Annotated in this window: 18 protein-coding genes; 9 read left to right on the plus strand and 9 right to left on the minus strand. The window is 71.2% G+C overall.

Features of this window, described 5'->3' with window-relative positions:
- Positions 1 to 339 precede the first annotated feature (339 nt).
- On the minus strand, positions 340 to 888 hold the full coding sequence (locus DVK44_RS14965; protein WP_228447155.1) for a hypothetical protein: 549 nt from the start codon (positions 886 to 888) through the stop codon (positions 340 to 342).
- Positions 889 to 1,019: 131 nt separating this feature from the next.
- Between DVK44_RS14965 and DVK44_RS14970 the strand changes: the two genes are divergently transcribed.
- The 5 genes from DVK44_RS14970 (at position 1,020) to DVK44_RS14990 (ending at position 6,642) form a co-directional block, all read left to right on the plus strand.
- Entirely contained in the window at positions 1,020 to 2,051 is a 1,032-nt protein-coding gene (locus DVK44_RS14970) for a hypothetical protein (protein ID WP_228447156.1), read from the plus strand.
- A gap of 168 nt (positions 2,052 to 2,219) precedes the next feature.
- Complete coding sequence (locus DVK44_RS14975) at positions 2,220 to 2,678, plus strand: DUF7144 family membrane protein (RefSeq protein WP_114660127.1); 459 nt, start codon at positions 2,220 to 2,222, stop codon at positions 2,676 to 2,678.
- Between the two features lie 251 nt (positions 2,679 to 2,929).
- Positions 2,930 to 4,123, plus strand: a complete 1,194-nt coding sequence (locus DVK44_RS14980; protein ID WP_228447157.1) for an endonuclease/exonuclease/phosphatase family protein — start codon at positions 2,930 to 2,932, stop codon at positions 4,121 to 4,123.
- Positions 4,124 to 4,143: 20 nt separating this feature from the next.
- Positions 4,144 to 4,410: a DUF2630 family protein gene (locus tag DVK44_RS14985; RefSeq protein WP_114660129.1), complete on the plus strand. Its 267-nt coding sequence runs from the start codon at positions 4,144 to 4,146 to the stop codon at positions 4,408 to 4,410.
- Between the two features lie 57 nt (positions 4,411 to 4,467).
- A complete protein-coding gene (locus tag DVK44_RS14990; protein ID WP_114660130.1) occupies positions 4,468 to 6,642 on the plus strand; it encodes an FUSC family protein in 2,175 nt (724 codons plus the stop codon).
- Here the strand turns inward: DVK44_RS14990 and DVK44_RS14995 are convergent.
- The gene (locus DVK44_RS14995) at positions 6,625 to 7,200 is read right to left on the minus strand and encodes an ATP-binding protein (protein ID WP_114660131.1); all 576 of its coding nucleotides are present in this window, start codon (positions 7,198 to 7,200) and stop codon (positions 6,625 to 6,627) included. The genes DVK44_RS14990 and DVK44_RS14995 overlap by 18 nt on opposite strands.
- Positions 7,201 to 7,433: 233 nt before the next feature.
- Entirely contained in the window at positions 7,434 to 9,227 is a 1,794-nt protein-coding gene (gene aspS / locus DVK44_RS15000; RefSeq protein ID WP_114660132.1) for an aspartate--tRNA ligase, read from the minus strand.
- Between the two features lie 160 nt (positions 9,228 to 9,387).
- Here aspS and DVK44_RS15005 point away from each other — a divergent pair, with 160 nt between their 5' ends.
- Positions 9,388 to 11,676: an ATP-binding SpoIIE family protein phosphatase gene (locus tag DVK44_RS15005; RefSeq protein ID WP_114660133.1), complete on the plus strand. Its 2,289-nt coding sequence runs from the start codon at positions 9,388 to 9,390 to the stop codon at positions 11,674 to 11,676.
- A 24-nt stretch (positions 11,677 to 11,700) separates the two neighbouring features.
- Here DVK44_RS15005 and DVK44_RS15010 read toward each other — a convergent pair whose 3' ends face one another.
- The 3 genes from DVK44_RS15010 to DVK44_RS15020 form a co-directional block, all read right to left on the minus strand.
- The gene (locus DVK44_RS15010) at positions 11,701 to 12,804 is read right to left on the minus strand and encodes an AI-2E family transporter (protein ID WP_114660134.1); all 1,104 of its coding nucleotides are present in this window, start codon (positions 12,802 to 12,804) and stop codon (positions 11,701 to 11,703) included.
- 395 nt (positions 12,805 to 13,199) lie between these two features.
- Positions 13,200 to 14,147 carry a pirin family protein gene (locus tag DVK44_RS15015; protein ID WP_114660135.1) on the minus strand — a complete coding sequence of 316 codons (948 nt, stop codon included), beginning with the start codon at positions 14,145 to 14,147 and terminating at the stop codon, positions 13,200 to 13,202.
- A gap of 169 nt (positions 14,148 to 14,316) precedes the next feature.
- Complete coding sequence (locus DVK44_RS15020) at positions 14,317 to 14,787, minus strand: SseB family protein (protein ID WP_114660136.1); 471 nt, start codon at positions 14,785 to 14,787, stop codon at positions 14,317 to 14,319.
- 151 nt (positions 14,788 to 14,938) lie between these two features.
- On the opposite strand from DVK44_RS15020, the gene DVK44_RS15025 reads away from it, so the two are divergent.
- A complete protein-coding gene (locus DVK44_RS15025) occupies positions 14,939 to 16,765 on the plus strand; it encodes an acyl-CoA dehydrogenase (protein WP_114660137.1) in 1,827 nt (608 codons plus the stop codon).
- Between the two features lie 272 nt (positions 16,766 to 17,037).
- Positions 17,038 to 18,411, plus strand: a complete 1,374-nt coding sequence (locus tag DVK44_RS15030) for a M18 family aminopeptidase (RefSeq protein WP_114660138.1) — start codon at positions 17,038 to 17,040, stop codon at positions 18,409 to 18,411.
- Positions 18,412 to 18,496: 85 nt separating this feature from the next.
- Here DVK44_RS15030 and DVK44_RS15035 read toward each other — a convergent pair whose 3' ends face one another.
- Genes DVK44_RS15035 through DVK44_RS15045 form a run of 3 tightly spaced genes read right to left on the minus strand, consistent with a single transcriptional unit; the run spans position 18,497 to position 20,751 of the window.
- On the minus strand, positions 18,497 to 20,308 hold the full coding sequence (locus DVK44_RS15035; RefSeq protein ID WP_114660139.1) for an NHL domain-containing thioredoxin family protein: 1,812 nt from the start codon (positions 20,306 to 20,308) through the stop codon (positions 18,497 to 18,499).
- Between the two features lie 51 nt (positions 20,309 to 20,359).
- Positions 20,360 to 20,557: a hypothetical protein gene (locus DVK44_RS15040; RefSeq protein WP_228447158.1), complete on the minus strand. Its 198-nt coding sequence runs from the start codon at positions 20,555 to 20,557 to the stop codon at positions 20,360 to 20,362.
- A complete protein-coding gene (locus DVK44_RS15045; RefSeq protein WP_114660140.1) occupies positions 20,554 to 20,751 on the minus strand; it encodes a hypothetical protein in 198 nt (65 codons plus the stop codon). Before DVK44_RS15045 ends, DVK44_RS15040 begins: the two co-directional genes overlap by 4 nt.
- Before the next feature lie 281 nt (positions 20,752 to 21,032).
- Between DVK44_RS15045 and DVK44_RS15050 the strand changes: the two genes are divergently transcribed.
- The gene (locus tag DVK44_RS15050) at positions 21,033 to 21,614 is read left to right on the plus strand and encodes an XRE family transcriptional regulator (RefSeq protein WP_114665143.1); all 582 of its coding nucleotides are present in this window, start codon (positions 21,033 to 21,035) and stop codon (positions 21,612 to 21,614) included.
- Positions 21,615 to 21,645: the final 31 nt, after the last annotated feature.

The raw sequence follows: 21,645 nt of genomic DNA on the forward strand, positions 1-21,645 counted from the left end.
CCGCCGGCCGCTGAGCCGGTGCCGAGTCACCCCATTCCTCTGCCGCGCGCCCCGCAGGGCCCACCCGCCCGCCAGCCCCTGAACCGACCGGCAGAACAGCGGACCCCCCGGGCCCCCTCCCCCCGGCCGCCCCCCCTCTCCCGTACACGCGCCGGAAGGGGAGGTGTCAAGGGCGGAGCGCAGCGGAGTCGGCGCAGCCGACGCGACGTTAGGAGCGCCCTTTACACCTCCCCTGGAGGCGCGACACTGGCAGGAGGAGGGGCGGCCCAGCGCCAAGCACCTCGCCCCCGCACACCCCGGTCTACCTCTTGGTACTGACCCGCGCCCACCCGCGTCACGTCACGGTTCTCGTGCGTACAGCGCGTAGTACACCGTCGCCGTGACGCCCGCCGCGATGATCAGGCCCAGGCCCGAGGACGAGAAGACGCTGTGGCCCGAGAGGCAGACCAGGAAGCCGACCGCCGCGCCCGTCAGCGCGCCCCAGGCGGCGGCGCGGGGTTCGCGTGGCAGGGAGTGCTGTACGAGGAGGAGCCCGACCAGCAGGGCCAGCAGCACCGCTCCGGAGATCAGCGCCAAGGCCAGCTGGCCGTTTGTGGCCGGGCCGCCGTCGCGGGCGATGGATGCCGCGTACGCGCCGTAGATGATGCCCAGGACGAGAGAGACCGCCAGGGCTAGCGGTGACAGGCGGCGGTGGCGGCGGCCGCCGTGCGTGGCGGTGTCGCGTACGACCGTGGCACCCGCCATGGGCCTGCTGGCCCTGGTCCTGGTCGAGGTCGTGGTGCCGTACCGCGTGGCGCCCTGTGGGCCGGTGGTGACGGCGGCGGACCGTGCTGCTGCGCGGTGCCACGAGACGCGGTGCCGCGTCGACATCCGTACGGGTGTGGCCATGACCGGGGCTCCTTCCCTGCGCCCCCCGTTTATCCCCACTCCAGAGCACACCCGGCCGTCCCGCGCGTCAACCTCACCGGGTCGGCGGCGCCCCGCTCGCGCCCGTCGCCCGCGCGCCATCCCCTGGGAGAGTGCCCCCCTCTCCCGCTCGCCGCCGCGTCCGCCACGCCCGCCGCTCCCACCCCCACCCCCACCCCCTCGTTTCGGGCGCCCTGATCGTCCTGCTCGCGCTGCTCGTCCCCGTCAGCGCCATCGCCGCCTGGTCCGACCTGGAGGTCGGTGACACCGGCCGCTTCATCTCGACCGTGGCGCCGCTCGACTCGGACCCCCACGTACGGCAGGCGGTCGCCGACCGGATCACTGACGAGGTGATGACGCAGGTCAGAGTGGGTCCGCTCCACCAGAGCGTCCGGAGTCTGCTGCACGAGGCCGTGCTGTCCTTCGCGACCACCGAAGCCTTCAAGAACGCCTGGCGGACCGCCGCCCGCGCCGTTCACTCCGCCGCCGCCGAAGTCCTCAGCGGCGACCACAGCAACGGGAAGAACACTCCCGGCGGGCACCGCAAGAACGGCCAGAACGACCGGACCGTGACCATCGACCTCGCGCCCATCGCCGAGCAGGTGAAGAGACAACTGGTCACCGACCACGTGCCGTTCGCCAACCGCATCCCCGTACGGCACACGGAGATCACCGTCCTGGAGTCCAACGGCCTCGGCGTCTGGCGCGTTGTCGCCCAGGGACTCCGCACCGCCGGTATCTGGCCGGCCGTGGGGACGGTGGTTCTCGCGGCGGTGGCCCTCCTGCTCGCCGCCGACCGCCGCCGCGCGCTGATCCGCGTCGGCGCCGCCTTCACGGCCGGTGCCGCGCTGCTGGTCATCGCGGTCGCGGTGGCCCGTGGTTCCGTACTGGCGGACCTGCCCAACAACGGCGACCGCTCCGCCGCCCGCGCGCTCTACGACGCGCTCACCGTCTCGTTGCGTACGGCCGCCTGGTCCGTCCTGGCCGCCGGGCCGGCCCTGGCCCTCGGCGCATGGCTCACCGGCCGCCGCCGCGCGCCGCGGCACCCGGCGCCGCCACCGTCCGCGCCCACCGCCCCGACCGCCCCGACCCCCACCGCTCCCCGTATCCCGCGCCGTACCTCCCGTCGCCCATCCCGCACCTGACCAGGCGACATACCGTCCTTTACTTAATCTTTATGCCGATACCACCCACTCGAATGTCCCTTTTGTTCCATCTGGAGCACCATGGGCTGTATGAGCCAGAACACAGCACACAGGCCCCCCACCTCAGGCACGGGCATGGGCACAGGCACAACTGGCACAGGAAGGGGCATGAGTACGTCGTCGGACTTCGGCACCACCAGTTACGGGTCCGGCACCGGCGCGCATGCCGAGCGCAAGGCCGCCTGGGCTGTTGGCGGCAGCATCCTTGCCGGTGTTCTGATGGTGGTCACCGGGGCGACCAACATCCTCCAGGGCATCACAGGCATCAGAAGGGACTCTTTCCTCGACCGGGTCACGGGCTACGCCTACCGGTTCAACATCACCTCGTGGGGCTGGATCCACTTCGCCCTCGGCGTCCTGCTTCTCCTCGCCGGGCTGGCACTTCTCGCCACCCGCGCGAAGTGGGCACGCTACGTGGGTATGGGGATCGCGGCACTGAACCTGGTCGCACAGTTCATGTACCTGCCGTACAAGCCGGTCTGGGCAGTCGTGGGTATGGCGCTGTCGGCGTACATCCTCTGGGCGCTGGCGAGCAACCACGGACTCGGATCCGGTGCAAGGACCTGACGCCCGGCCCCGACTCCGACCAAGAACAGCACAACCTCCCTCCACAACACACAACGCACACACGCAACGCACAACACGCAATGCGCATATGGGGACAGCGGCAGACGTCGTTGTCCCCATATGCGCGTCCTCCGTGCTGTTGGGGGCTACGACAACGGGGCAACGGACAGTCCGCACACCGCGTCTGATGGGATGGGACGAGGGCGCGAGCCCTTGTGTTGTGTTGTGTCGAGCGAGTGAGAGGCCCGCCCGTGAACGTGCCCCGGTTACCCACCATCCAGCCCGGCGTCCGCCCTGACGTCCAGACCGAAGACCGGCCCACGTCCCGCCCCCCGCACAGGCGCCTGCTCGCCGCCGCCACGGGGCTCTTCCTCGTCGGCGCCACCCTTCTCACCGGCTGCCGCCTCCTGGGCACCGACGCCGTCACCCCCGTACCGCAGCTCCTCGCCTTCCTCCCCTGGCTGCTCGTGCCCCTCACACTCGCCGCGCTCGCCACGGCGCTGCTGCGCTGGCGTACGGGGATGGTCTGGGCGCTGGTGGTGCTCGCCGCGACGGGGTGGTCGGTCCGTACGTACGACACGGACGGCGACCGGTCCGGTGACTACGCCGCAGCCGCGCACACAGGCCCCGCCCCGGACGGCCCCGCCTCCACCCGTCTCCGCGTCCTGACCTCCAACGTCGAGTTCGGCCAGGGCACGCTCGGCCTCATCGACACCATCCGCCGCGAAAAGCCCGACCTCGTCTTCGTCCAGGAGTGCGAATTCGTCTGCGCGCGCCTCCTCGCCGACCGGATCCCGGCCACGGACTACCCGTACCGCAACGTCGTCACGGCCGACCGCGCCGCGGGCTCCGCCATCCTGTCCGTCTTCCCGCTCACCCCCGCCGCCGGTGTCAAGGGCACCCTCGCCATGCCGGGCTCCACCGCCCGGATCGGCGGCCGTACGGTCCACCTCCAGCTCGCCCACCCGCTGCCGCCCATCCCCGGCATGGTCGACGACTGGCGTAGGGAGCTGGGCCACCTCCGTACGTACGCCGCCGCCACCCGCGAGGACGGCGCCCCGGTCATCGTGGCGGGCGACTTCAACGCCACCCGCGACCACGCCGCCTTCCGCGCCCTCCTGAAGAGCGGCGGGCTGCGCACCAGCGCGCTGGTGGCGGGGGCGGGCCGGACCCCGTCCTGGCCGGCGGGCGTGCCCAGGCCGCTGGGGGCGCAGATCGACCATGTGCTGGTGAGCGAGGACTTCTCCGTACGGAGCGCCCGTTTCATCGACCTCGCGGACACGGACCACCGGTCGCTGCTCGTCACACTCGACCTCCCGGCGGCCGACACGGACCGGGAGCCGGCCGACGCGAAGCGGGAGCCGGCCGACGCGGAAGGCCCCGACGCGGAGCCGGCCGACGCGGAACGCCCAGACTCCGAGCCGACCGAGGTGCAGGCGCGGTAGTACGGCGGGAGGATCGAAGCATGAACTTCGCAAACCCCTCGGGCGGCGACGACGCGGTCCTCCGGAACATCAACGACCTGGTCGCCGAGGAACGCGCCCTCCGCGACCGCTCCACCGAGAGCCACGGCCTCACGGCCGACGACCAGCAGCGGCTGCGCTCCGTGGAGATACGGCTCGACCAGTGCTGGGACCTGCTGCGGCAGCGCCGCGCCAAGTCGGAGTTCGGCGAGAACCCGGACGAGGCGCGGCTGCGGCCCGCGGGCGAGGTCGAGGGATACCAGACCTGAGCCGGCGACTCGACGACGCGGCGACGCGGCGACTCCTCGTACGGCAGTGTGCGGGCCATGAGTGACAACGGCGAAGGCGACGACAAGACGAACGGGGGCACGGAGAAGCCGGACCGCTCCCCCCGCCTCGCCCCACCCGCATGGCTCCTCGCGAACCTGCGCCCCCGCCCCGCCCCCGTCCCCCGGGCCGCCGTCGTCCGCGCCTCCGTCGCCCTGGCCGCGCCCCTCGCGGTCGGTCTCGCCACGGACCGGACGGACTACGGCGCGCTGGTGTCGATGGGCGCGCTGTTCGCCATCCTCGGCGACACCGCCGACGCGTACCGGATGCGGATCTTCAACATCGCGCTCCCGCAGCTCTTCGGTGCCGTCGGCGTGACGATCGGCACGCTTGTCCACGGGCAGGGCGGCTGGCTCGCCGTCGTCGTGCTGACGCTGGTCGCGCTGGTCTCGGGGATGATCTCGTCGATCGGCGCGGTGGCCTCCGTATCGGGGCTGCTGCTCCTGATCAACGCGGTGGTGGGCGCGGGTCTGCGGCTGCCGGATCCGTGGTGGCTGGCGCCGCTGCTGCTCTCGCTGGGCGGGCTGTTCGTCCTCGCACTGTCGCTGCTGGCCTGGCCCCTGCGCGGCCGGGAACCGGAACGGGCCGCCGTCGCCCGGACGTACCGCGCGCTGGCGGACCTGCTGGAGGCGGCGGGCCGTACGCCGGCGGACAGTGGTACGTACGACACGAAACGCCAGGCCGTCACCGACGCCCTCAACCACGCCTACGACCTCGTCCTCGCCCGCCGCGCCCGCGAACACGGCCGGTCCGCCGGGCTCGTACGGCTGCTCGCCCAGCTCAATGTGGTCATCCCGCTGGTCGAGGCCACCCCCGCCGTCCATCTGACGGCCGGTGGCCGCCCGCTGCCCGCCGCCGTCCCCGCGGCGGTACGGGAACTGGCCGACGCGGTCGCCACCGGCCGCCCCGGCGGCCCGCCCCCGGAGCTGCCGGTGCCCGGGACACCCGCCGAGCGGGCGGTGGACACGGCGCTGCGGCACGCGACGGCGGTGGTACGCGAGGCAGCAACGGGCGGCACCCCCACACCTACGCCCACCGGCTCATCCACCGCCTCCGCCACATCCACCGCCACCTCCGACACCGACGACCGCCTCGGCCGCCCCGACGCCCTCCGCGTGCGCGCCCGCCGCGCCGCCCGCGCCGTCCTGTTCTCCGCCGCGTCCTGGCGCTACGGGCTGCGGCTCGCGCTCTGCATCGGCCTCGCCCAGGCGCTGGTCTCGCTGGTCGCCGTGCCGCGTTCGTACTGGGTCGCGCTCACCGTCACCTTCATCCTCAAGCCGGACTACGGCTCGGTCTTCTCGCGCGCCGTGCTGCGCGCGCTCGGCACGGTGGCCGGGCTGGTCGTCGCGGCGGCGGTGCTGTCGGCGACACCGCGCGGGTGGTGGGACGTGGTGGTGATGCTGGTGCTCGCGGGAATCGTCCCGGCGGTGTCGGCGAAGGGGTACGCGTTCCAGACGGCTGCCATCACCCCGGTGATCCTGCTGATCTCCGACACCCTCAACCACGAGGGCTTCGACCTGGTGCTCCCGCGCTTCGTGGACAGCATGATCGGCTGCGCGATCGCGCTGGTGGCGGGGTATCTGCTCTGGCCGGAGAGCTGGCACACCCGGGTCGGCACCCGGCTGGCGGACGCGGTGGACGACACGGCGGAGTACGTACGGAGCGCGTTCGCGCCCGGCGCCGACCAGCCGGAGCGGGTGCGGCAGCGCCGCCGTATCTACCGTGAACTCTCGGTCGTACGGACCGAGTTCCAGCGCGCCCTGACCGAACCCCCGCCCACCGGCACCCGGGCCATGACCTGGTGGCCGCTCGTCGTCGCGGTGGAGCGGATCGTGGACGCGACCACGGCGGCCCGCGTCCGTATCGACCACGGCGCCCGGCCGCCCGCCCCCGCCGAGGTGGCCGGCGTCGAACGCCAACTGCGCGAGCTGGCCGCGGCCGTACGGTCGAGCCGCACGGCGGTACGGGCCCGGGACCGGGCCCAGGAACGGGCACGGGTACGGCCTGATCCGCACCCACACCCGTACGAAGCCGAAGCCAACGCCGACACCGACGCCATCACCGAAGCAGCCAACGCCCACACCCACGCCGAAACCGACGAGCGGAGCCCCCTCGCCCCCCTGCGCCACGAAGTCGGCGCCGCCCGCGCGATCGTGTCAACGACCTGGCTGTGACGCCCGGTCGCGCAGATCGGGCGGCTCGGGGCGCAGCGTCCGACAGCTTCGGCAGCCGCGCACGCCCGACCCCACGCCCGCCCCCATCCCTGCCCCTGCCCCTGCCCCCGGATCCCCCCGCCCCGCCACTTCGAGCGTCGCCCACACCCGCTTGCCGGGCCCGCTCCGGGGTGCCACCCCCCAGTCGGTGGCCAGCGCGTCGATCAGCGCGAGCCCGCGCCCGCACTCGTCGTCCGGCTCCGAAACGCGCGGCCGGGGCAGGCACTCGCCCGCGTCCTCGACCTCCAGCCTGAGCAGCCCTTCGACCCGGAGCAGGGTGACGGCGATCTCCCGCCCGCGCGGGCTCCCGTGGCGCAGGGCGTTGGTGACGAGTTCCGACAGCAGAAGCGCGGCGGTGTCACCGGGTTCACCGGGCAGTCCGAAGTCACGCCGCAGCACGTCCCGCGCGCGGCTGACGCTTCTGGGGTGCCCGGGAAGCTGAAAAGTCACACAGTGGTCGTGCAGGCGGCTCCGGTCGTACTGGTCGTACTGGTCGCGCTGTTCACCGTCGTGGTTCATGGAAAAGACCTTTCCCCGTGACAGCGGTTTTACTTTCCGTAAATCAATGGTGACTGTGGGCATTCAAGTGGAACGGCAGGTCAACCCGACAACCCCCTTCACCCCGGGCCCAGTTGTTCGCACCGCCACACAAAAAAAGCCCTCTGCCCCTGTCCCGTCCGTCAACCACGACGACGGAGGGAACAGAGGCAGAGGGCCACAGAGGGCCGCAGAGGCCCACACCCAGAAAAACGCTACTCGGCCGACCCCGCCGCCTTCGCCGACGGCTTCGCGACCGGCTTGCGCAGCGCGATGTTCAGCTCGCGCAGCCGCGACTCGTCCAGCTCCGTCGGGGCGCCCATCATCAGGTCCTGGGCGTTGCCGTTGAGCGGGAAGGCGATCGTCTCGCGGATGTTCGGCTCGTCCGCCAGCAGCATGACGATCCGGTCGACGCCCGGGGCGATACCGCCGTGCGGCGGGGCGCCGAGGCGGAAGGCGCGGAGCATGCCGGCGAACTCGTGCTCGACGGTCTCGCGGTCGTAACCCGCGATCTCGAACGCCTTGAGCATCAGCTCGGGCTCGTGGTTACGGATCGCGCCGGACGACAGCTCGATGCCGTTGCAGACGATGTCGTACTGCCACGCCAGGATGTCCAGCGGGTCCTTCGTCTCCAGGTCGTCCAGGCCGCCCTGGGGCATCGAGAACGGGTTGTGCGAGAAGTCGATCTTCCCGGTCTCCTCGTCCTTCTCGTACATCGGGAAGTCGACGATCCAGCAGAACCGGAACACGCCGTCCTCGAAGTGGCCCGCGCGCTTGGCCGCCTCGACCCGGACCGCGCTCATGATCTTGGAGACTTCGTCGAACTCGCCCGCGCCGAAGAAGATCGCGTGGCCGGGGACGAGCGAGAGGCGGTCCGTGAGGACCTTGACGTCGTCCTCCGTGAGGAACTTGGCGATCGGGCCGCTCAGCGCGCCGTCGTCGCCGACCCGCACCCACGCCAGGCCCTTGGCGCCGTGCTCGACCGCGTACTCACCGAGGCCGTCGAAGAACTTGCGCGACTGGCCCGCCGTGTCCGGCACCGGCAGCGCGCGGACGTGCTTGCCCGCGAACGCCTTGAAGCCGGAGTCCGCGAAGACGTCCGAGATGTCGACCAGTTCGAGCTTGGCGCGCAGGTCCGGCTTGTCGTTGCCGTACTTCAGCATCGACTCGCGGAACGGGATGCGCGGGAACGGGGAAGTGACATGACGCCCGCCGCCGAACTCCTCGAACAGCTCGGTCATCAGCTTCTCGATCGGCTGGAAGACGTCTTCCTGCTCGACGAAGCTCATCTCGACATCGAGCTGGTAGAACTCGCCCGGCGAGCGGTCCGCGCGCGCGTCCTCGTCGCGGAAGCACGGCGCGATCTGGAAGTAGCGGTCGAAGCCCGAGATCATCAGCAGCTGCTTGAACTGCTGCGGGGCCTGCGGCAGCGCGTAGAACTTGCCGGGGTTCAGCCGGGACGGGACCACGAAGTCACGGGCGCCCTCGGGGGAGGTCGCGGTGAGGATCGGGGTGGCCATCTCGTTGAAGCCGAGCGCGGTCATCTTGTGCCGGATGGCGGAGATGACGGCCGTACGCAGCATGATGTTGCGGTGCATGCGCTCGCGGCGCAGATCCAGGAAGCGGTACTCCAGGCGCCGCTCCTCGTTGACGCCGTCCTCGGCGTTGATCGTGAACGGCAGCGGGCCGGCCGCGCCCAGGATCTCGACCTCGGAGACCTCGATCTCGATCTCGCCCGTCGGCAGCTCCGGGTTGACGTTCTCCGCGCCGCGCGCGGAGACCTTGCCGTCGATCCGGACGACGGTCTCCTTGGTGAGCTTGGACAGCTCGTCGTTGGCGGCGGTGCCGGGACGGGCGACGAGCTGCACCAGACCGTAGTGGTCACGGAGATCGATGAAGAGGATGCCGCCCAGGTCTCGGCGATTGTGCAGCCAGCCGCTCAGCCGGACGTCGGCACCGACGTCGGAGGCGCGGAGCTGGCCGCAGGTATGGGACCTGTACCGATGCATCGTCGTTCATCCAGTCTTAGCAATCGAGGGGTGTGCCAGGAGACACAAGGTTAGCGCCCGGCACGGACACCCCTCCCGGCAGAGCACCGCAGAGGCCCCCGGCTCTGCTCTTGGCCGCTCTCGGTGGCGTTCGGTCTGCCGGTATTCATAAAGTGGGGCAATGCGCACCGAGGAGGTCCTGGCCGCCATCGCCACCGGCGTATGGCGCTGGGAGAGCGCGTCCAACACGGTCACCCTCGACGCCGAAGCGGCCCGGCTCTACGGACTGCCCGCCGAACCGGCCGTCCTGCCGGAGAACGTCGTCCGCGCCCGCTACCACCCGGTCGACTGGAACGAGATCATCAGCATCATCAGGCTCGCCATCGCCGAGGACACCCTGGCCGAGGCCCGGATGCGGGTCGTGGACAGCGAGGGGCGGGTGCTGCGCACCGTACGGTCCCGCTGCCGGCCCACCGTGCGGATCCGGCCCGACGGCAGCCAGGAGACCGAGCTGAACGGCACCGTCCAGGAGGTGGTGTCCGAGCCGCGCCCCGGTACGGCGGTCGAGGGGACGTCGATCACCGGCGACTGGCGCCGCTCCCGCGAGGCGTTCCTGCTGGACGCGGGGCGGGCGCTGGCCGAGGCCCGTTCGACCGGCGAGGTGCTGCGCGTGGCCGCCTCGCTGTCCATGCCCGGTTTCTCGCCGGACGGACTGGCCGTCTTCAGCGTCTCCGGCGAGCGGCTGCGGCTCATCGGGCACCACGGGCACGACGCAGGGGACGTCGTCCCCTTCGAGGAAATGGCGCTGAACACGGACTACCCGGCGGCGGAGGTGGCGCGGACCGGCCGGGCGATCTATCTGCCGGCCCCCGAGGCGTACGAGAGCCGCTATCCGACCACCTGGCAGTACGTCCGGCGCTTCGACCGCCGCTCCTGGGCGTTTGTGCCGCTGATTGTCGCGGGCCGGACGCTGGGCACGTGGATGGCGGCCTTCAAGCACCGCGTCGCGTTCTCGCCGGACGAGCGGTCCGTCCTGACGACGGTGGCGCGCATGCTCGCGCAGGCGCTGGCGCGCGCCGGGGTCGCCGAGTCGGAGCGCGAGCTGTCCCTCGGCCTCCAGCGCTCGATGATGCCGACGACGGGCCCGGCGATCCCGGGGATGACGGTCGCGGCGCGGTACGTGCCGACGGGCGGCGGGCTCCAGGTGGGCGGCGACTGGTACGACATGATCCCGCTGCCGGGCGGACCGGGGGGCGTGGGCACGGGCACCGGCACCGGCACCGGCACCGGCACCGGCACCGGACGGTTCGCGCTGGTCATCGGGGACGTCCAGGGGCACGACGTACGGGCCGCCGGCCTGATGGGCCAGCTCAGGATCGCGCTGCGGGCGTACGCCTCCGAGGGCCACCGGCCGGACGCGGTGCTCTCCCGGGCGTCGCGGTTCCTGGCGGGGCTCCAGCTGTACGGCACGGAGGCGAGCGCGGACGGAAGCGCCGCCGGTGGCGCCGAGGAGCCGGGGACGTACGAGCCCCGGTCGGTGTACTCCTCCCGGGAGGCGTACGAGAACCACGGCCCGCGCTTCGCGACCTGCCTCTACCTGGAGGTCGACCCCGAGACCGGGACGCTCGACATCGCCCGCGCCGGCCATCCGGACCCGGTGATCCTCTCGGCCGACGGTACGGCGGTCATCCGGCAGACCCTGGGCGGGCTGCCGCTCGGTATCGAGGCGGACTCGGACTATCCGACGACCCGGCTCGGCCTGGAGCCCGGAGAAACGTTGCTGCTCTGCACGGACGGGCTGATCGAGACCGGCGGCCACGACATGGCGTCCGGCTGGGACCGGCTGCGGCCCGTCATGGAGGAGCACCGCGCGTCGCCGGGGGACCCCGGCGATGCCAGTTCCGGGCTGGAGAAGCTCGCGGACGCGCTGATCCAGGCCGTCCACGGGCCCGGATCGCACTACACCACTGGACCGCTGGCCGACCGCCGCGAGGACGACATCGCGCTGCTGCTGCTCGCGCGCGACAGCGACCGGGGGGCCGCCCGGGGCGGCGCCCCCGCCGCCGTCGCGACGACCGCCCGGCGCACCGCCCTGACCGTCGCCCAGGCGGAACCGGAGCGGATCGCGGGCGCCCGGCGGCAGCTGCGTCAGCTGCTGCACGACTGGACGGATCAGGAGCAGGTCGACGCGGCCGAGCTGCTGGTCTCCGAGATGCTCACGAACGTCCTGGTCCACACCGACAACGACGCCCTGCTGGTCGCGGAGGCGCGCGGCGAGCGCGGCGGGCGCCGGCTGCGCGTCGAGGTCGCCGACGCCGGCGACCAGCTGCCGCACCGCAGACGTCCCGGCGAGCTGGCCTCCGGCGGGCGCGGGCTGCTGCTGATGGAGATGCTGGCGGACGCGTGGGGCGTGGACCCGAGGGGCGAGGGGAAGTCGATCTGGTTCGAGCTGTACGAGCACGAGGGCTGACGCACCGCCACCGCGCCACCCACCTCAAGCAGGCTGCCCGCGCTCCTGCCCCTGCCCCTGCCCGTCCCCCGGCGGCCCCTGCCCATGCCCGTACCGCTCCCGCAGCTCGGAGAGCACCCCGAACGCCGCCGCAGTGAGGGGTACGGCGAGCAGCATGCCCAGGATCCCGGCGACGCTCGCGCCCGCCGTGATCGCCAGCATCACCACGGCGGGGTGCATCTGGACCGTACGGCTCTGGATCATCGGCTGGAGCACATGCCCCTCCAGCACCTGCACGGCGAGCACCACGCCCAGCGCCCAGAGGCCGATGATCCAGCCCCGGTCGGCGAGCGCCACCAGCACGGCGACGGCGCCGGAGATAAAGGCGCCGAGATACGGGATGTACGCGCCGACGAACACCAGCGCGCCCAGCCCGACCGCGCCGGGCACCCGCAGGATCAGCAGGCCGATGGTGATGCAGATGGCGTCGATCAGGGCGATGACCGTGGTCCCGCGCATAAAGCCCTCGACGGCGTGGAAGGCGCGCCGCGCCATGGCCTCGACGGTGTCGCCCGTCGAGCCGGGCGCGAGAGATCTGAGCGAGCCGGCGACGCGGTGGGAGTCGCGGAGGAAGAAGAAGATCAGCAGCAGCGCGAGCACGGCGGTGGCGATCAGCTCACCGACGACGCTGATCCCGGTGAGCACCCCGGAGGCGGCGGTGGCGCCGAACTTCCCGAGCAGTTCCTTGGCGTTCTTCGCGACGTCGTCGAGCGAGGTGCCGGCGGCGCCGAAGTGCTTGGACAGGTCCTTCGCGGCCTGCCGCAGCGAGGCGAGGATCTGATCGCCGCTGTCGATCAGCGCGCTGACGACGATGTACCCGGCCCCGCCGACCACCGCCACCACGGCGACACAGGTCAGCCCGGCGGCCAGCGACCTGTTCAGCCGCATCCCGACGAGCCGCCGGTAGAGCGGGCCGAGCAGCGCGGTGCCGAGGATGGCGAGCAGGACGGGGGTGACGGTCGTCTTGAAGGTGACGCACAGCCAGACCGCGACGGCGCCCACCCCGGAGACCAGCAGCAGCACCCCGCACCAGGCGGCGAGGCGCCGAGCGCTCTCGGGCAGCAGAACGGGAGAAGACGACGTCCACATCCCCCCACCCGAACACGCCCCCACGCCCCTGTCCCCCGGAACCCGCCGCCCGAGTGACGCGCCGTCACACCGACAGGGGGGATATCCGGTGGAACCGGGGCCGTGGCTCCTGATCTCCTTGCCGACGTGAGCGACGCACCCATACCTCCGTTACCTCCGCAGCCGCCGGCCCCGCCGTGGCACCCGCAGCAGGGCGGGCACCCGGCGTACCCCTCGTCCCCGTACGGCGGCCCGGCCTGGACCGGTTACGGGCCTCCCGTACCGCCGCCGCCCGGTGAGGGGCCGCCGCATCCTGTGGTGCTGCTGGGACAAGCCGTACCGCCAGTGCCTGCACGACAAGGTCGTCTCCAGCGTCGTGATCACCCAGCGGTAGCAGCGCGTACGCGCATACGCGCCTACGCCGCCGGAATCGTCCCCAGCCGCCCCGCCTGAAAGTCCTCGAACGCCTGCTTCAGCTCGGCGTGACTGTTCATCACGAACGGACCGTAGTGCGCCATCGGCTCCCGGATCGGGCGCCCGCCGAGCAGCACGACCTCCAGGTCGGGCGTGTGCGCGTCCTGCGTCTCGTCCGCCCGTACGGTGATCGCGCCGCCCGCGCCGAACACCGCCGTCTGCCCGGTGCGCACCGGGCGCCGGTCCGTGCCGACCGAGCCGCGGCCGGCCAGTACGTACGCGAGGCCGTTGAAGTCCTCGCGCCACGGCAGCGTGACCTCCGCGCCGGGCCGCAGCGTCGCGTGGATCATCGTGATGGGGGTGTGGGTGATGCCGGGGCCCTCGTGGCCGTCCAGCTCGCCCGCGATCACCCGCAGCAGCGCGCCGCCGTCGGGCGAGGTCAGCAGCTGGACCTGGCCGCCGCGGATGTCCTGGTAGCGCGGGTTCATCATCTTGTCGGACGCGGGCAGGTTCACCCAGAGCTGGAGCCCGTGGAACAGCCCGCCCGACATGACCAGCGACTCCGGCGGCGCCTCGATGTGCAGCAGGCCGGAGCCGGCCGTCATCCACTGGGTGTCGCCGCCGTGGATGTTCCCGCCGCCACCGTTGCTGTCCTGGTGGATGAAGCTGCCGTCGATCAGGTACGTGACCGTCTCGAAGCCGCGGTGCGGGTGCCAGGGGGTGCCCTTCGGCTCGCCGGGCGCGTACTCCACCTCACCCATCTGGTCCATCATGATGAACGGGTCGAGGTGCTCGTACCGTATGCCCGCGAAGGCGCGCCGCACCGGGAAGCCCTCTCCCTCGAAACCGCTCGGCGCGGTCGTCACGGCGAGCACGGGGCGGGCCACGGCCTCGGCCGGAGCGGCCACCCGGGGCAGGGTCAGCGGGTTTTCGACGGTCACTGCGGGCATGGTGGGCCTCCCCTGATGTTCTTCACGGTCCTTCTTTACGTTCAATTTAGTTGAACGCTGAACATTCTGCAAGGCGCGCACCAGACAGCAGGGCCCGCCCCGGACAGACAGCAGGGCCCGCCCCGGCTTACACCCGGGGCGGGCCCTGAGAAATGAATAAAGAAGAAGGTCAGCCGTACATGCGCCGCATCGCGAAGTCCACCATCTGCTCGACCGCCTTCGCGTCGAACACCATCCGGTGGTCGCCCTCCATGTCGAGCACGAAGCCGTACCCCGTCGGCAGCAGGTCGATCACCTCCGCGCCCGTGATCACGAAGTACTTCGACTCCTTGCCCGCGTACCGCCGCAGCTCCTTCAGCGTCGAGAACATCGGGATCACCGGCTGCTGCGTGTTGTGCAGCGCCAGGAAGCCCGGATTGTCGCCGCGCGGGCAGTACACCTTCGAGGTCGCGAAGATCTGCTGGAAGTCCTCGGCCTGGAGCGACCCCGTCGTGAACGCCCGGACGGCGTCACCCAGCGACGGAGGCGACGGCTCCGGATACAGCGGCTGCTCGCCGTAGCCGCCCATGGGCTGCTGCGGCTGCTGGGTCTGCTGCGCGTACTGCTGCTGGGCGCCAGGACTCTGGTCGTAGCCGTACATGAGCGCAAGAGTAGCCGTCGGGCGCGTCACACAAACCCTGACGGGGTTGCATCTTATTACCCATGGGTAGCATCATCGTAGCTACTACCCAGTACCTCTCTCGGTACTGCCCGATCTTCCCTACCTTCCCGGACCATACGGAGTCGTCGCCATGGGGCACTACAAGTCGAATCTCCGCGACATCGAGTTCAACCTCTTCGAGGTCCTCGGGCGCGACAAGCTGTACGGTACGGGCCCGTTCGCGGAGATGGACGTCGAGACCGCGAAGAGCATCCTCGAAGAGATCACCCGCCTCGCGGAGACCGATCTCGCCGCGTCGTTCGCGGACGCGGACCGCACTCCGCCGGTCTTCGACCCGGAGACCGGCACCGCTCCCGTGCCGGCCGCCTTCAAGAAGAGCTACCAGTCCTTCATGGACTCCGAGTACTGGCGGCTCGGCCTGCCCGAGGAGATCGGCGGCACCCCCGCCCCCCGCTCGCTGATCTGGGCCTACGCGGAGCTGCTCCTCGGCGCGAACCCGGCCGTGTGGATGTACGCGTCGGGCCCCGCCTTCGCCGGCGTCCTCTACGACGAGGGCAACGAGGCGCAGAAGAAGGCCGCGGCGATCGCCGTCGAGAAGCAGTGGGGCTCCACGATGGTCCTCACCGAGCCGGACGCCGGCTCGGACGTCGGCGCGGGCCGTACGAAGGCCGTCGAGCAGGAGGACGGCAGCTGGCACATCGAGGGCGTGAAGCGCTTCATCACCTCCGGTGAGCACGACATGTCCGAGAACATCATTCATTACGTGCTCGCCCGCCCCGAGGGCGCCGGCCCCGGCACAAAGGGCCTCTCCCTCTTCCTCGTACCGAAGTACGAGTTCGACTGGACGACCGGCGAACTGGGCGCGCGCAACGGCGTGTACGCGACGAACGTCGAGCACAAGATGGGCCTCAAGGCGTCGAACACCTGCGAGATGACCTTCGGCGACCGCCACCCCGCCAAGGGCTGGCTGATCGGCGACAAGCACGAGGGCATCCGCCAGATGTTCCGCATCATCGAGTTCGCCCGCATGATGGTCGGCACAAAGGCCATCGCGACCCTCTCCACCGGCTATCTGAACGCGCTGGAGTACGCCAAGGAGCGCGTCCAGGGCCCCGACCTGGCGCAGTTCATGGACAAGGCCGCGCCCAAGGTCACCATCACCCACCACCCGGACGTGCGCCGCTCGCTGATGACGCAGAAGGCGTACGCGGAAGGCATGCGCGCGCTCGTCATGTACACCGCGTCGGTCCAGGACGAGATCGCCGTCAAGGAGGCCGAGGGCGAGAACGCCAAGGCGCTGCACGGCCTGAACGACCTGCTGCTGCCGATCGTGAAGGGGTACGGCTCCGAGCGGTCGTACGAGCAGCTCGCGCAGTCCCTCCAGATCTTCGGCGGCTCCGGCTACCTCCAGGAGTACCCGGTCGAGCAGTACATCCGGGACGCCAAGATCGACACGCTCTACGAGGGCACGACGGCGATCCAGGGCCAGGACTTCTTCTTCCGGAAGGTCGTCCGCGACCAGGGCCAGGCGCTCAACACCCTCTCCGAGGAGATCAGGACGTTCCTGGCGGTCGCCACCGGCGGTGCGGAGCTGGCCCCGGCCCGCGAGGCGCTCGGCACCGCGGCCGGCCACCTGGAGGCGATCGTCGCCGCGATGCTGGCCGATCTGACCGCCACCGGCGACGACGTCAAGAACATCTACAAGGTCGGGCTCAACACGACGCGTCTGCTGATGGCCTCGGGCGACGTGGTCGTCGGCTACCTGCTGCTGCGGGGCGCCGCGGTGGCCGCGGAGAAGCTGGAGACGGCCGCGGCGAAGGACGTGGCGTTCTACCAGGGCAAGATCGCGGCGGCGAAGTTCTTCGCGGCGAACGTGCTGCCGGGGGTCGCGACGGAGCGGGCGCTGGCGGAGGCGGTCGACAACTCGCTGATGGAGCTGGACGAAGCGGCCTTCTGAGCCTGCCCAGTTGGCGAGCCCGGGTGCGGGCGCTCTTTCAGAGGGCGCCCGTGTCTTCGCCGTATCCACACTGTTCGCTGTTTCCACACCGATCGCGCACCCCGTGCGCACGATGTCGGCACCCCGTGCGCACGATGTCGGCACACCGTGCGCACGATGTCGGCACACCGTGCGCACGATGTCGGCCCGCGGTCGCCCCGTACCGGCCTTGGCACATGCCGTTACCGCCAGTGCCAAGGCCGCTGTCCGAGCCCGTCGTTATGGTGAACCCCATGAGCACTTCCCCCCGCTTCGACCGCGGCCACACCGACGACCTCATGACCTTCCTGGCGGCGAGCCCCACGCCGTACCACGCCGTGGCCAACGCCGCGGAGCGCCTGGAGAAGGCGGGCTTCCGGCAGGTGCGGGAGACGGACGCGTGGGACGGGTCGACGGGTGGCCGGTTCGTGCTGCGCGGCGGGGCGCTCATCGCCTGGTACGTCCCGGAGGGCGCCGAGCCGCACACCCCCTTCCGGATCGTCGGCGCGCACACCGACTCGCCGAATCTGCGCGTGAAGCCGCTGCCGGACACCGGCTCGTACGGCTGGCGCCAGATCGCCGTCGAGATCTACGGCGGGACGCTGCTCAACACCTGGCTCGACCGCGATCTCGGGCTGGCCGGCCGGATCAGCCTGCGGGACGGTACGCACCGGCTGGTGAACGTGGACCGGGCGCTGCTGCGCGTCCCCCAGCTGGCCGTCCATCTGGACCGCTCGGTGAACACCGACGGTCTCAAGCTGGACCGGCAGCGGCACATGCAGCCGATCTGGGGGCTCGGACGGCCCGAGGAGGGCGATCTGATCCGCTTCGTGGCCGAGGAGGCGGGCGTCGACGCGGAGGACATCACCGGCTGGGACCTGATGCCGCACGCGATCGAGCCGCCCGCGTATCTCGGCCGCGACCGCGAGCTGCTGGCCGGGCCGCGGATGGACAACCTGATCTCGGTGCACGCGGGTACGGCGGCGCTGGCGGCGGTCGCGACGGCCTCGGACGCGGCGGGGGTGGCGGGCGGGTCCGGCAGGTCCCGTAAATCCGGCAGAACCGGCGGACGCGCCGCCGCCGGATCCGCCCCGCTCCCGTACATCCCGGTGCTGGCCGCGTTCGACCACGAGGAGAACGGCTCGCAGTCGGACACGGGCGCGGACGGCCCGCTGCTCGGCACCGTGCTCGAACGCTCGGTGCTGTCGCGCGGCGGCTCCTTCGAGGACCGCGCGCGGGCCTTCGCAGGAACGATCTGTCTGTCGTCGGACACCGGCCACGCCGTGCACCCCAACTACGTCGACCGGCACGACCCGACGCACCACCCGCGCGCCAACGGCGGCCCGATCCTCAAGGTCAACGTCAATATGCGGTACGCGACGGACGGCAGCGGCCGGGCCGTCTTCGCCGCCGCCTGCGAGCGGGCGGGCGTGCCGTGGCAGACGTTCGTCTCCAACAACTCGATGCCGTGCGGCACGACGATCGGTCCGATCACCGCGGCGCGGCACGGCATCCAGACCGTCGACATCGGGGTGGCGATCCTGTCGATGCACAGCGCGCGCGAACTGTGCGGCGCGGACGACCCGTTCCTGCTGGCGAACGCGCTGGTGGCGTTCCTGGAGGACTGAGCGCGGTCCGGCGGGGAAACGCCCCTTCAAGGAGCGCCACCCCTCCGTCCAACGGCTACGCGTCGTCGAGCTACGCGTAGTCGAGCTACGCGTCGTCGAGCCCGGCCAGTACGAGCCCCAGCCGGGAGACCCCGTCGGCGCCGACACGGACCGGAACGCCCCAGTCCTGCTGGTGGACATGGCAGGCGGGGTACTCGTTGAGGGGATCGTCGTCGCAGGACGCCGCCATCGCGGACACGTGCAGCACCCCTTCCGTGACACCGTCGGCGAGCACCAGGTCGCGGCTCAGCTCCGTACCGGCGCCCGCGCCGTCCGCCAGCAGTCCGGGCGGGGTGGCGGAGACGAGCAGCCGGGTCGAGGGGCCGTAACGGGTGTCGAGCTTCTGGCCGGTCGGCGCGGTGAAGACGATGTCCAGCCGCAGCGCGCCGGGCGCGACCTCGGTGGCGGCCCGCTGGGTGCGGTGCGCGACGGACTCGACGCGTACCGCCTCGTCGGGCAGGCGCAGCCGGGTCAGCCGGTGGCGGGCGGACTCGACGACAAGGATGTCGTCACCGACGAGGACGGCGTCGCTCGGCTCCCGCAGGTCGGTCGCGAGGGTGGACACCTCGCCGGAGGCGGGGTCGTACCGCCGCAGGGCGTGGTTGTACGTGTCCGCCACGGCGACGGAGCCGTCCGGCAGCGCGGTGACGCCCAGCGGGTGCTGGAAGAGCGCCTGCCCGGCGGCGCCGTCGCGGTGGCCGAAGTCGAAGAGCCCGGTGCCGACGGCGGTCCGCACGGCGAACCCGCCCGTGGCCTCGTCCCGCTCGACGTAACGGAGCGCGCTGGTCTCGGAGTCCGCGACCCAGAGCCGCCCGCCGGCCGGGTCCGCCGCGAGCCCGGACGGCTGCGCGAACCACGCCTCGGCGGCCGGCCCGTCCACCAGGCCCTCGTTCGTCGTCCCGGCCGCGGCCTCGACGGTCCCGGTCGCCGGGTCGTACGTCCACAGCTGGTGGACCCCGGCCATCGCGATCCACACCCGGTCCGCCCACCAGGCGACGTCCCACGGCGAGGAGAGGTCGACCTCCCGCGCGGGCCCGGCGGTCGGTGAGCCCTGCCACCACTGCCGGCCGGTCCCGGCGACGGTCTCGATCACGCCGCTGACCGGGTCGTACGTGCGCAGCGCGTGGTTCACCGTATCGGCGACGATCACCCTGCCGTCGGGCAGCAGCGCGAGCCCCTGCGGCTCGCTGAAGGCGTCAGGACCGAAGCCGCGCCCGCCACCGCCGATCCGGCGTACGACGCTCTCGCCGTCCGCGGCCAGCTCGACCAGCTGATGGCGGGTGGAGTCCGAGACGAGGAACGTCCCGCCCGGCAGCGCCAGCACCTTCCCCGGGAACCGCAGATCGCTCGCGACGGGCTCCGGCGGCACATACGGCCCGTCCCCGCGCCGCAGCGTCCCCTTCGCCGCGTGCTCCTCCTCCAGCTCCTGGACAAGCCTCGCGAGGGCGTGCGCGTGCCCCTCCCCCGCGTGCTGCGCGACGACATACCCCTCGGGATCGATCACGACCAGCGTGGGCCAGGCCCGCACGGCGTACTGCTTCCAGGTCGCCAGCTCGGGATCGTCGAGCACGGGGTGGTGCACCTCGTACCGCTCGACGGCGTCGACGACGGCCCGGTGATCGGCCTCGTGCACGAACTTCGGCGAGTGGACGCCGATGATCACCACCGTGTCGCGGTGCTTCTCCTCCAGCTCACGCAGCTCGTCGAGGACATGCAGACAGTTGATGCAGCAGAACGTCCAGAAATCTAGCACCAATGTGCGACCTCGGAAGTCCGCGAGGGACAGTTCCTTACCGCCGGTATTGATCCAGGATCGCCCTTGCAACTCAGGGGCGCGGACGCGTGCGCGCTTACTCATGACGTCAAGGGTGCCACTACCGCCACGGCGGCCATGACACCCCCGGACCCGCTACACCCGCCTCACATCGTCCGGGGGCACCAGCCACTCGGCACCCCCGCCCGCAGGCCGCAGGAACGCGGTAGGACGCTTGCGGCGCAGCCACGAGGGCTCGGCGGGGTCCTCATAGTCGGGGATCACGTCGCGCAGGATGCCGACACGTCCGGTGGCGTCCTCCACCTGTGCGCCGATGTCGTCGCGCGCGATCACCCGTGCCCCTCCGGGTGCCGCCTCATGTAGACGTTGCAGTCGGACACCGTGGTCATGTCGCCACCGGTACGCGCACGGTCCCGCACGTTCGCGAGTTCGGTGCAGCCCGGACACCCCTCCACCGGGGTCGGCTCCAACTCCATACGTAACGGCAGTTCCACCGGCATGGTCTGGTAACGCGTCGGTTCGGTCATTCCGTGATCGTGATGCGCCCTCATGGACGTATCCACTCCGAGCGGACGACAGTTGAGCCGTTGTTCGCTACGGTCACAGAAAGGCCCAAACGTCTGCGGGAGACCTCTTGAACTCAGCCCTACGATCAGCTATGGCAGATGCCGGTGTCAGTACACGTCAGCTTGCCGTGCATATTGGTGTGACTGGCAAGACAGTCGAACGATGGCTGGCGGACGCTGAGCTGACGCCCCACGCACGGAACCGCGATGACGCCTGCCGGGCGTTGGGAGTGGACGAGGAAATGATCTGGCCCCAGGTAGTCAAAGACCGCATCAAGAGCGGCCACGACCGCGAACTAGTCCACAGCTACCCGTACCGCTCCGCATGCCCGTCGACGGTGTGGAACGAGCTGATCAGCGATGCCGGCGCCGACCTGTTCTTCGCTGGATACACGAACTACTTCCTGTGGACCCAGGTTCCCGCGTTCCCCGAAATACTGCGCCGGAAAGTCGCTTCGGGGTGTCGCGTCCGCTTCCTGCTGGGAGACCCCGACGGCGAGGTGACCCGCCAGCGGGAGAGCATCGAGGATGTGGCCCTGACAGTCTCCACACGCATCCGCATCACACTGGAACACCTTGACCGCCTTGGCCCATTGGACGGCCTTGAGACACGCCTCAGCGCTCCGGAAGACGCGATCAACCATGTGAGCCTCTCCGTGTTCCGGTTCGATGCCGACGCCCTCGTAACTCCCCACCTTGCACGTCTGGTTGGCCATGATTCGCCGCTCCTCCACCTCCACAGGCGTGGTGACGGTGGCATGTTCGACCGCTTCAGCGAGCACGGCGAAGAGCTTTGGAACAGCGCGACACCCAAGAGGTCTTGACGTCGACACCCGGACACGAGAAAGACCGCCC

Source organism: Streptomyces paludis (assembly GCF_003344965.1).
GTDB lineage: Bacteria > Actinomycetota > Actinomycetes > Streptomycetales > Streptomycetaceae > Streptomyces > Streptomyces paludis.

Excerpts from the sequence above, each read along its gene's own strand:
- DVK44_RS14965 (WP_228447155.1), bottom strand. The coding sequence starts at position 888 with ATGGCCACACCCGTACGGATGTCGACGCGGCACCGCGTCTCGTGGCAC.
- DVK44_RS14975 (WP_114660127.1), top strand. The coding sequence starts at position 2,220 with ATGAGTACGTCGTCGGACTTCGGCACCACCAGTTACGGGTCCGGCACC.
- DVK44_RS14985 (WP_114660129.1), top strand. The coding sequence starts at position 4,144 with ATGAACTTCGCAAACCCCTCGGGCGGCGACGACGCGGTCCTCCGGAAC.
- DVK44_RS14990 (WP_114660130.1), top strand. The coding sequence starts at position 4,468 with ATGAGTGACAACGGCGAAGGCGACGACAAGACGAACGGGGGCACGGAG.
- DVK44_RS14995 (WP_114660131.1), bottom strand. The coding sequence starts at position 7,200 with ATGAACCACGACGGTGAACAGCGCGACCAGTACGACCAGTACGACCGG.
- aspS (WP_114660132.1), bottom strand. The coding sequence starts at position 9,227 with ATGCATCGGTACAGGTCCCATACCTGCGGCCAGCTCCGCGCCTCCGAC.
- DVK44_RS15005 (WP_114660133.1), top strand. The coding sequence starts at position 9,388 with ATGCGCACCGAGGAGGTCCTGGCCGCCATCGCCACCGGCGTATGGCGC.
- DVK44_RS15010 (WP_114660134.1), bottom strand. The coding sequence starts at position 12,804 with ATGTGGACGTCGTCTTCTCCCGTTCTGCTGCCCGAGAGCGCTCGGCGC.
- DVK44_RS15015 (WP_114660135.1), bottom strand. The coding sequence starts at position 14,147 with ATGCCCGCAGTGACCGTCGAAAACCCGCTGACCCTGCCCCGGGTGGCC.
- DVK44_RS15020 (WP_114660136.1), bottom strand. The coding sequence starts at position 14,787 with ATGTACGGCTACGACCAGAGTCCTGGCGCCCAGCAGCAGTACGCGCAG.
- DVK44_RS15025 (WP_114660137.1), top strand. The coding sequence starts at position 14,939 with ATGGGGCACTACAAGTCGAATCTCCGCGACATCGAGTTCAACCTCTTC.
- DVK44_RS15030 (WP_114660138.1), top strand. The coding sequence starts at position 17,038 with ATGAGCACTTCCCCCCGCTTCGACCGCGGCCACACCGACGACCTCATG.
- DVK44_RS15035 (WP_114660139.1), bottom strand. The coding sequence starts at position 20,308 with ATGAGTAAGCGCGCACGCGTCCGCGCCCCTGAGTTGCAAGGGCGATCC.
- DVK44_RS15045 (WP_114660140.1), bottom strand. The coding sequence starts at position 20,751 with ATGACCGAACCGACGCGTTACCAGACCATGCCGGTGGAACTGCCGTTA.
- DVK44_RS15050 (WP_114665143.1), top strand. The coding sequence starts at position 21,033 with ATGATCTGGCCCCAGGTAGTCAAAGACCGCATCAAGAGCGGCCACGAC.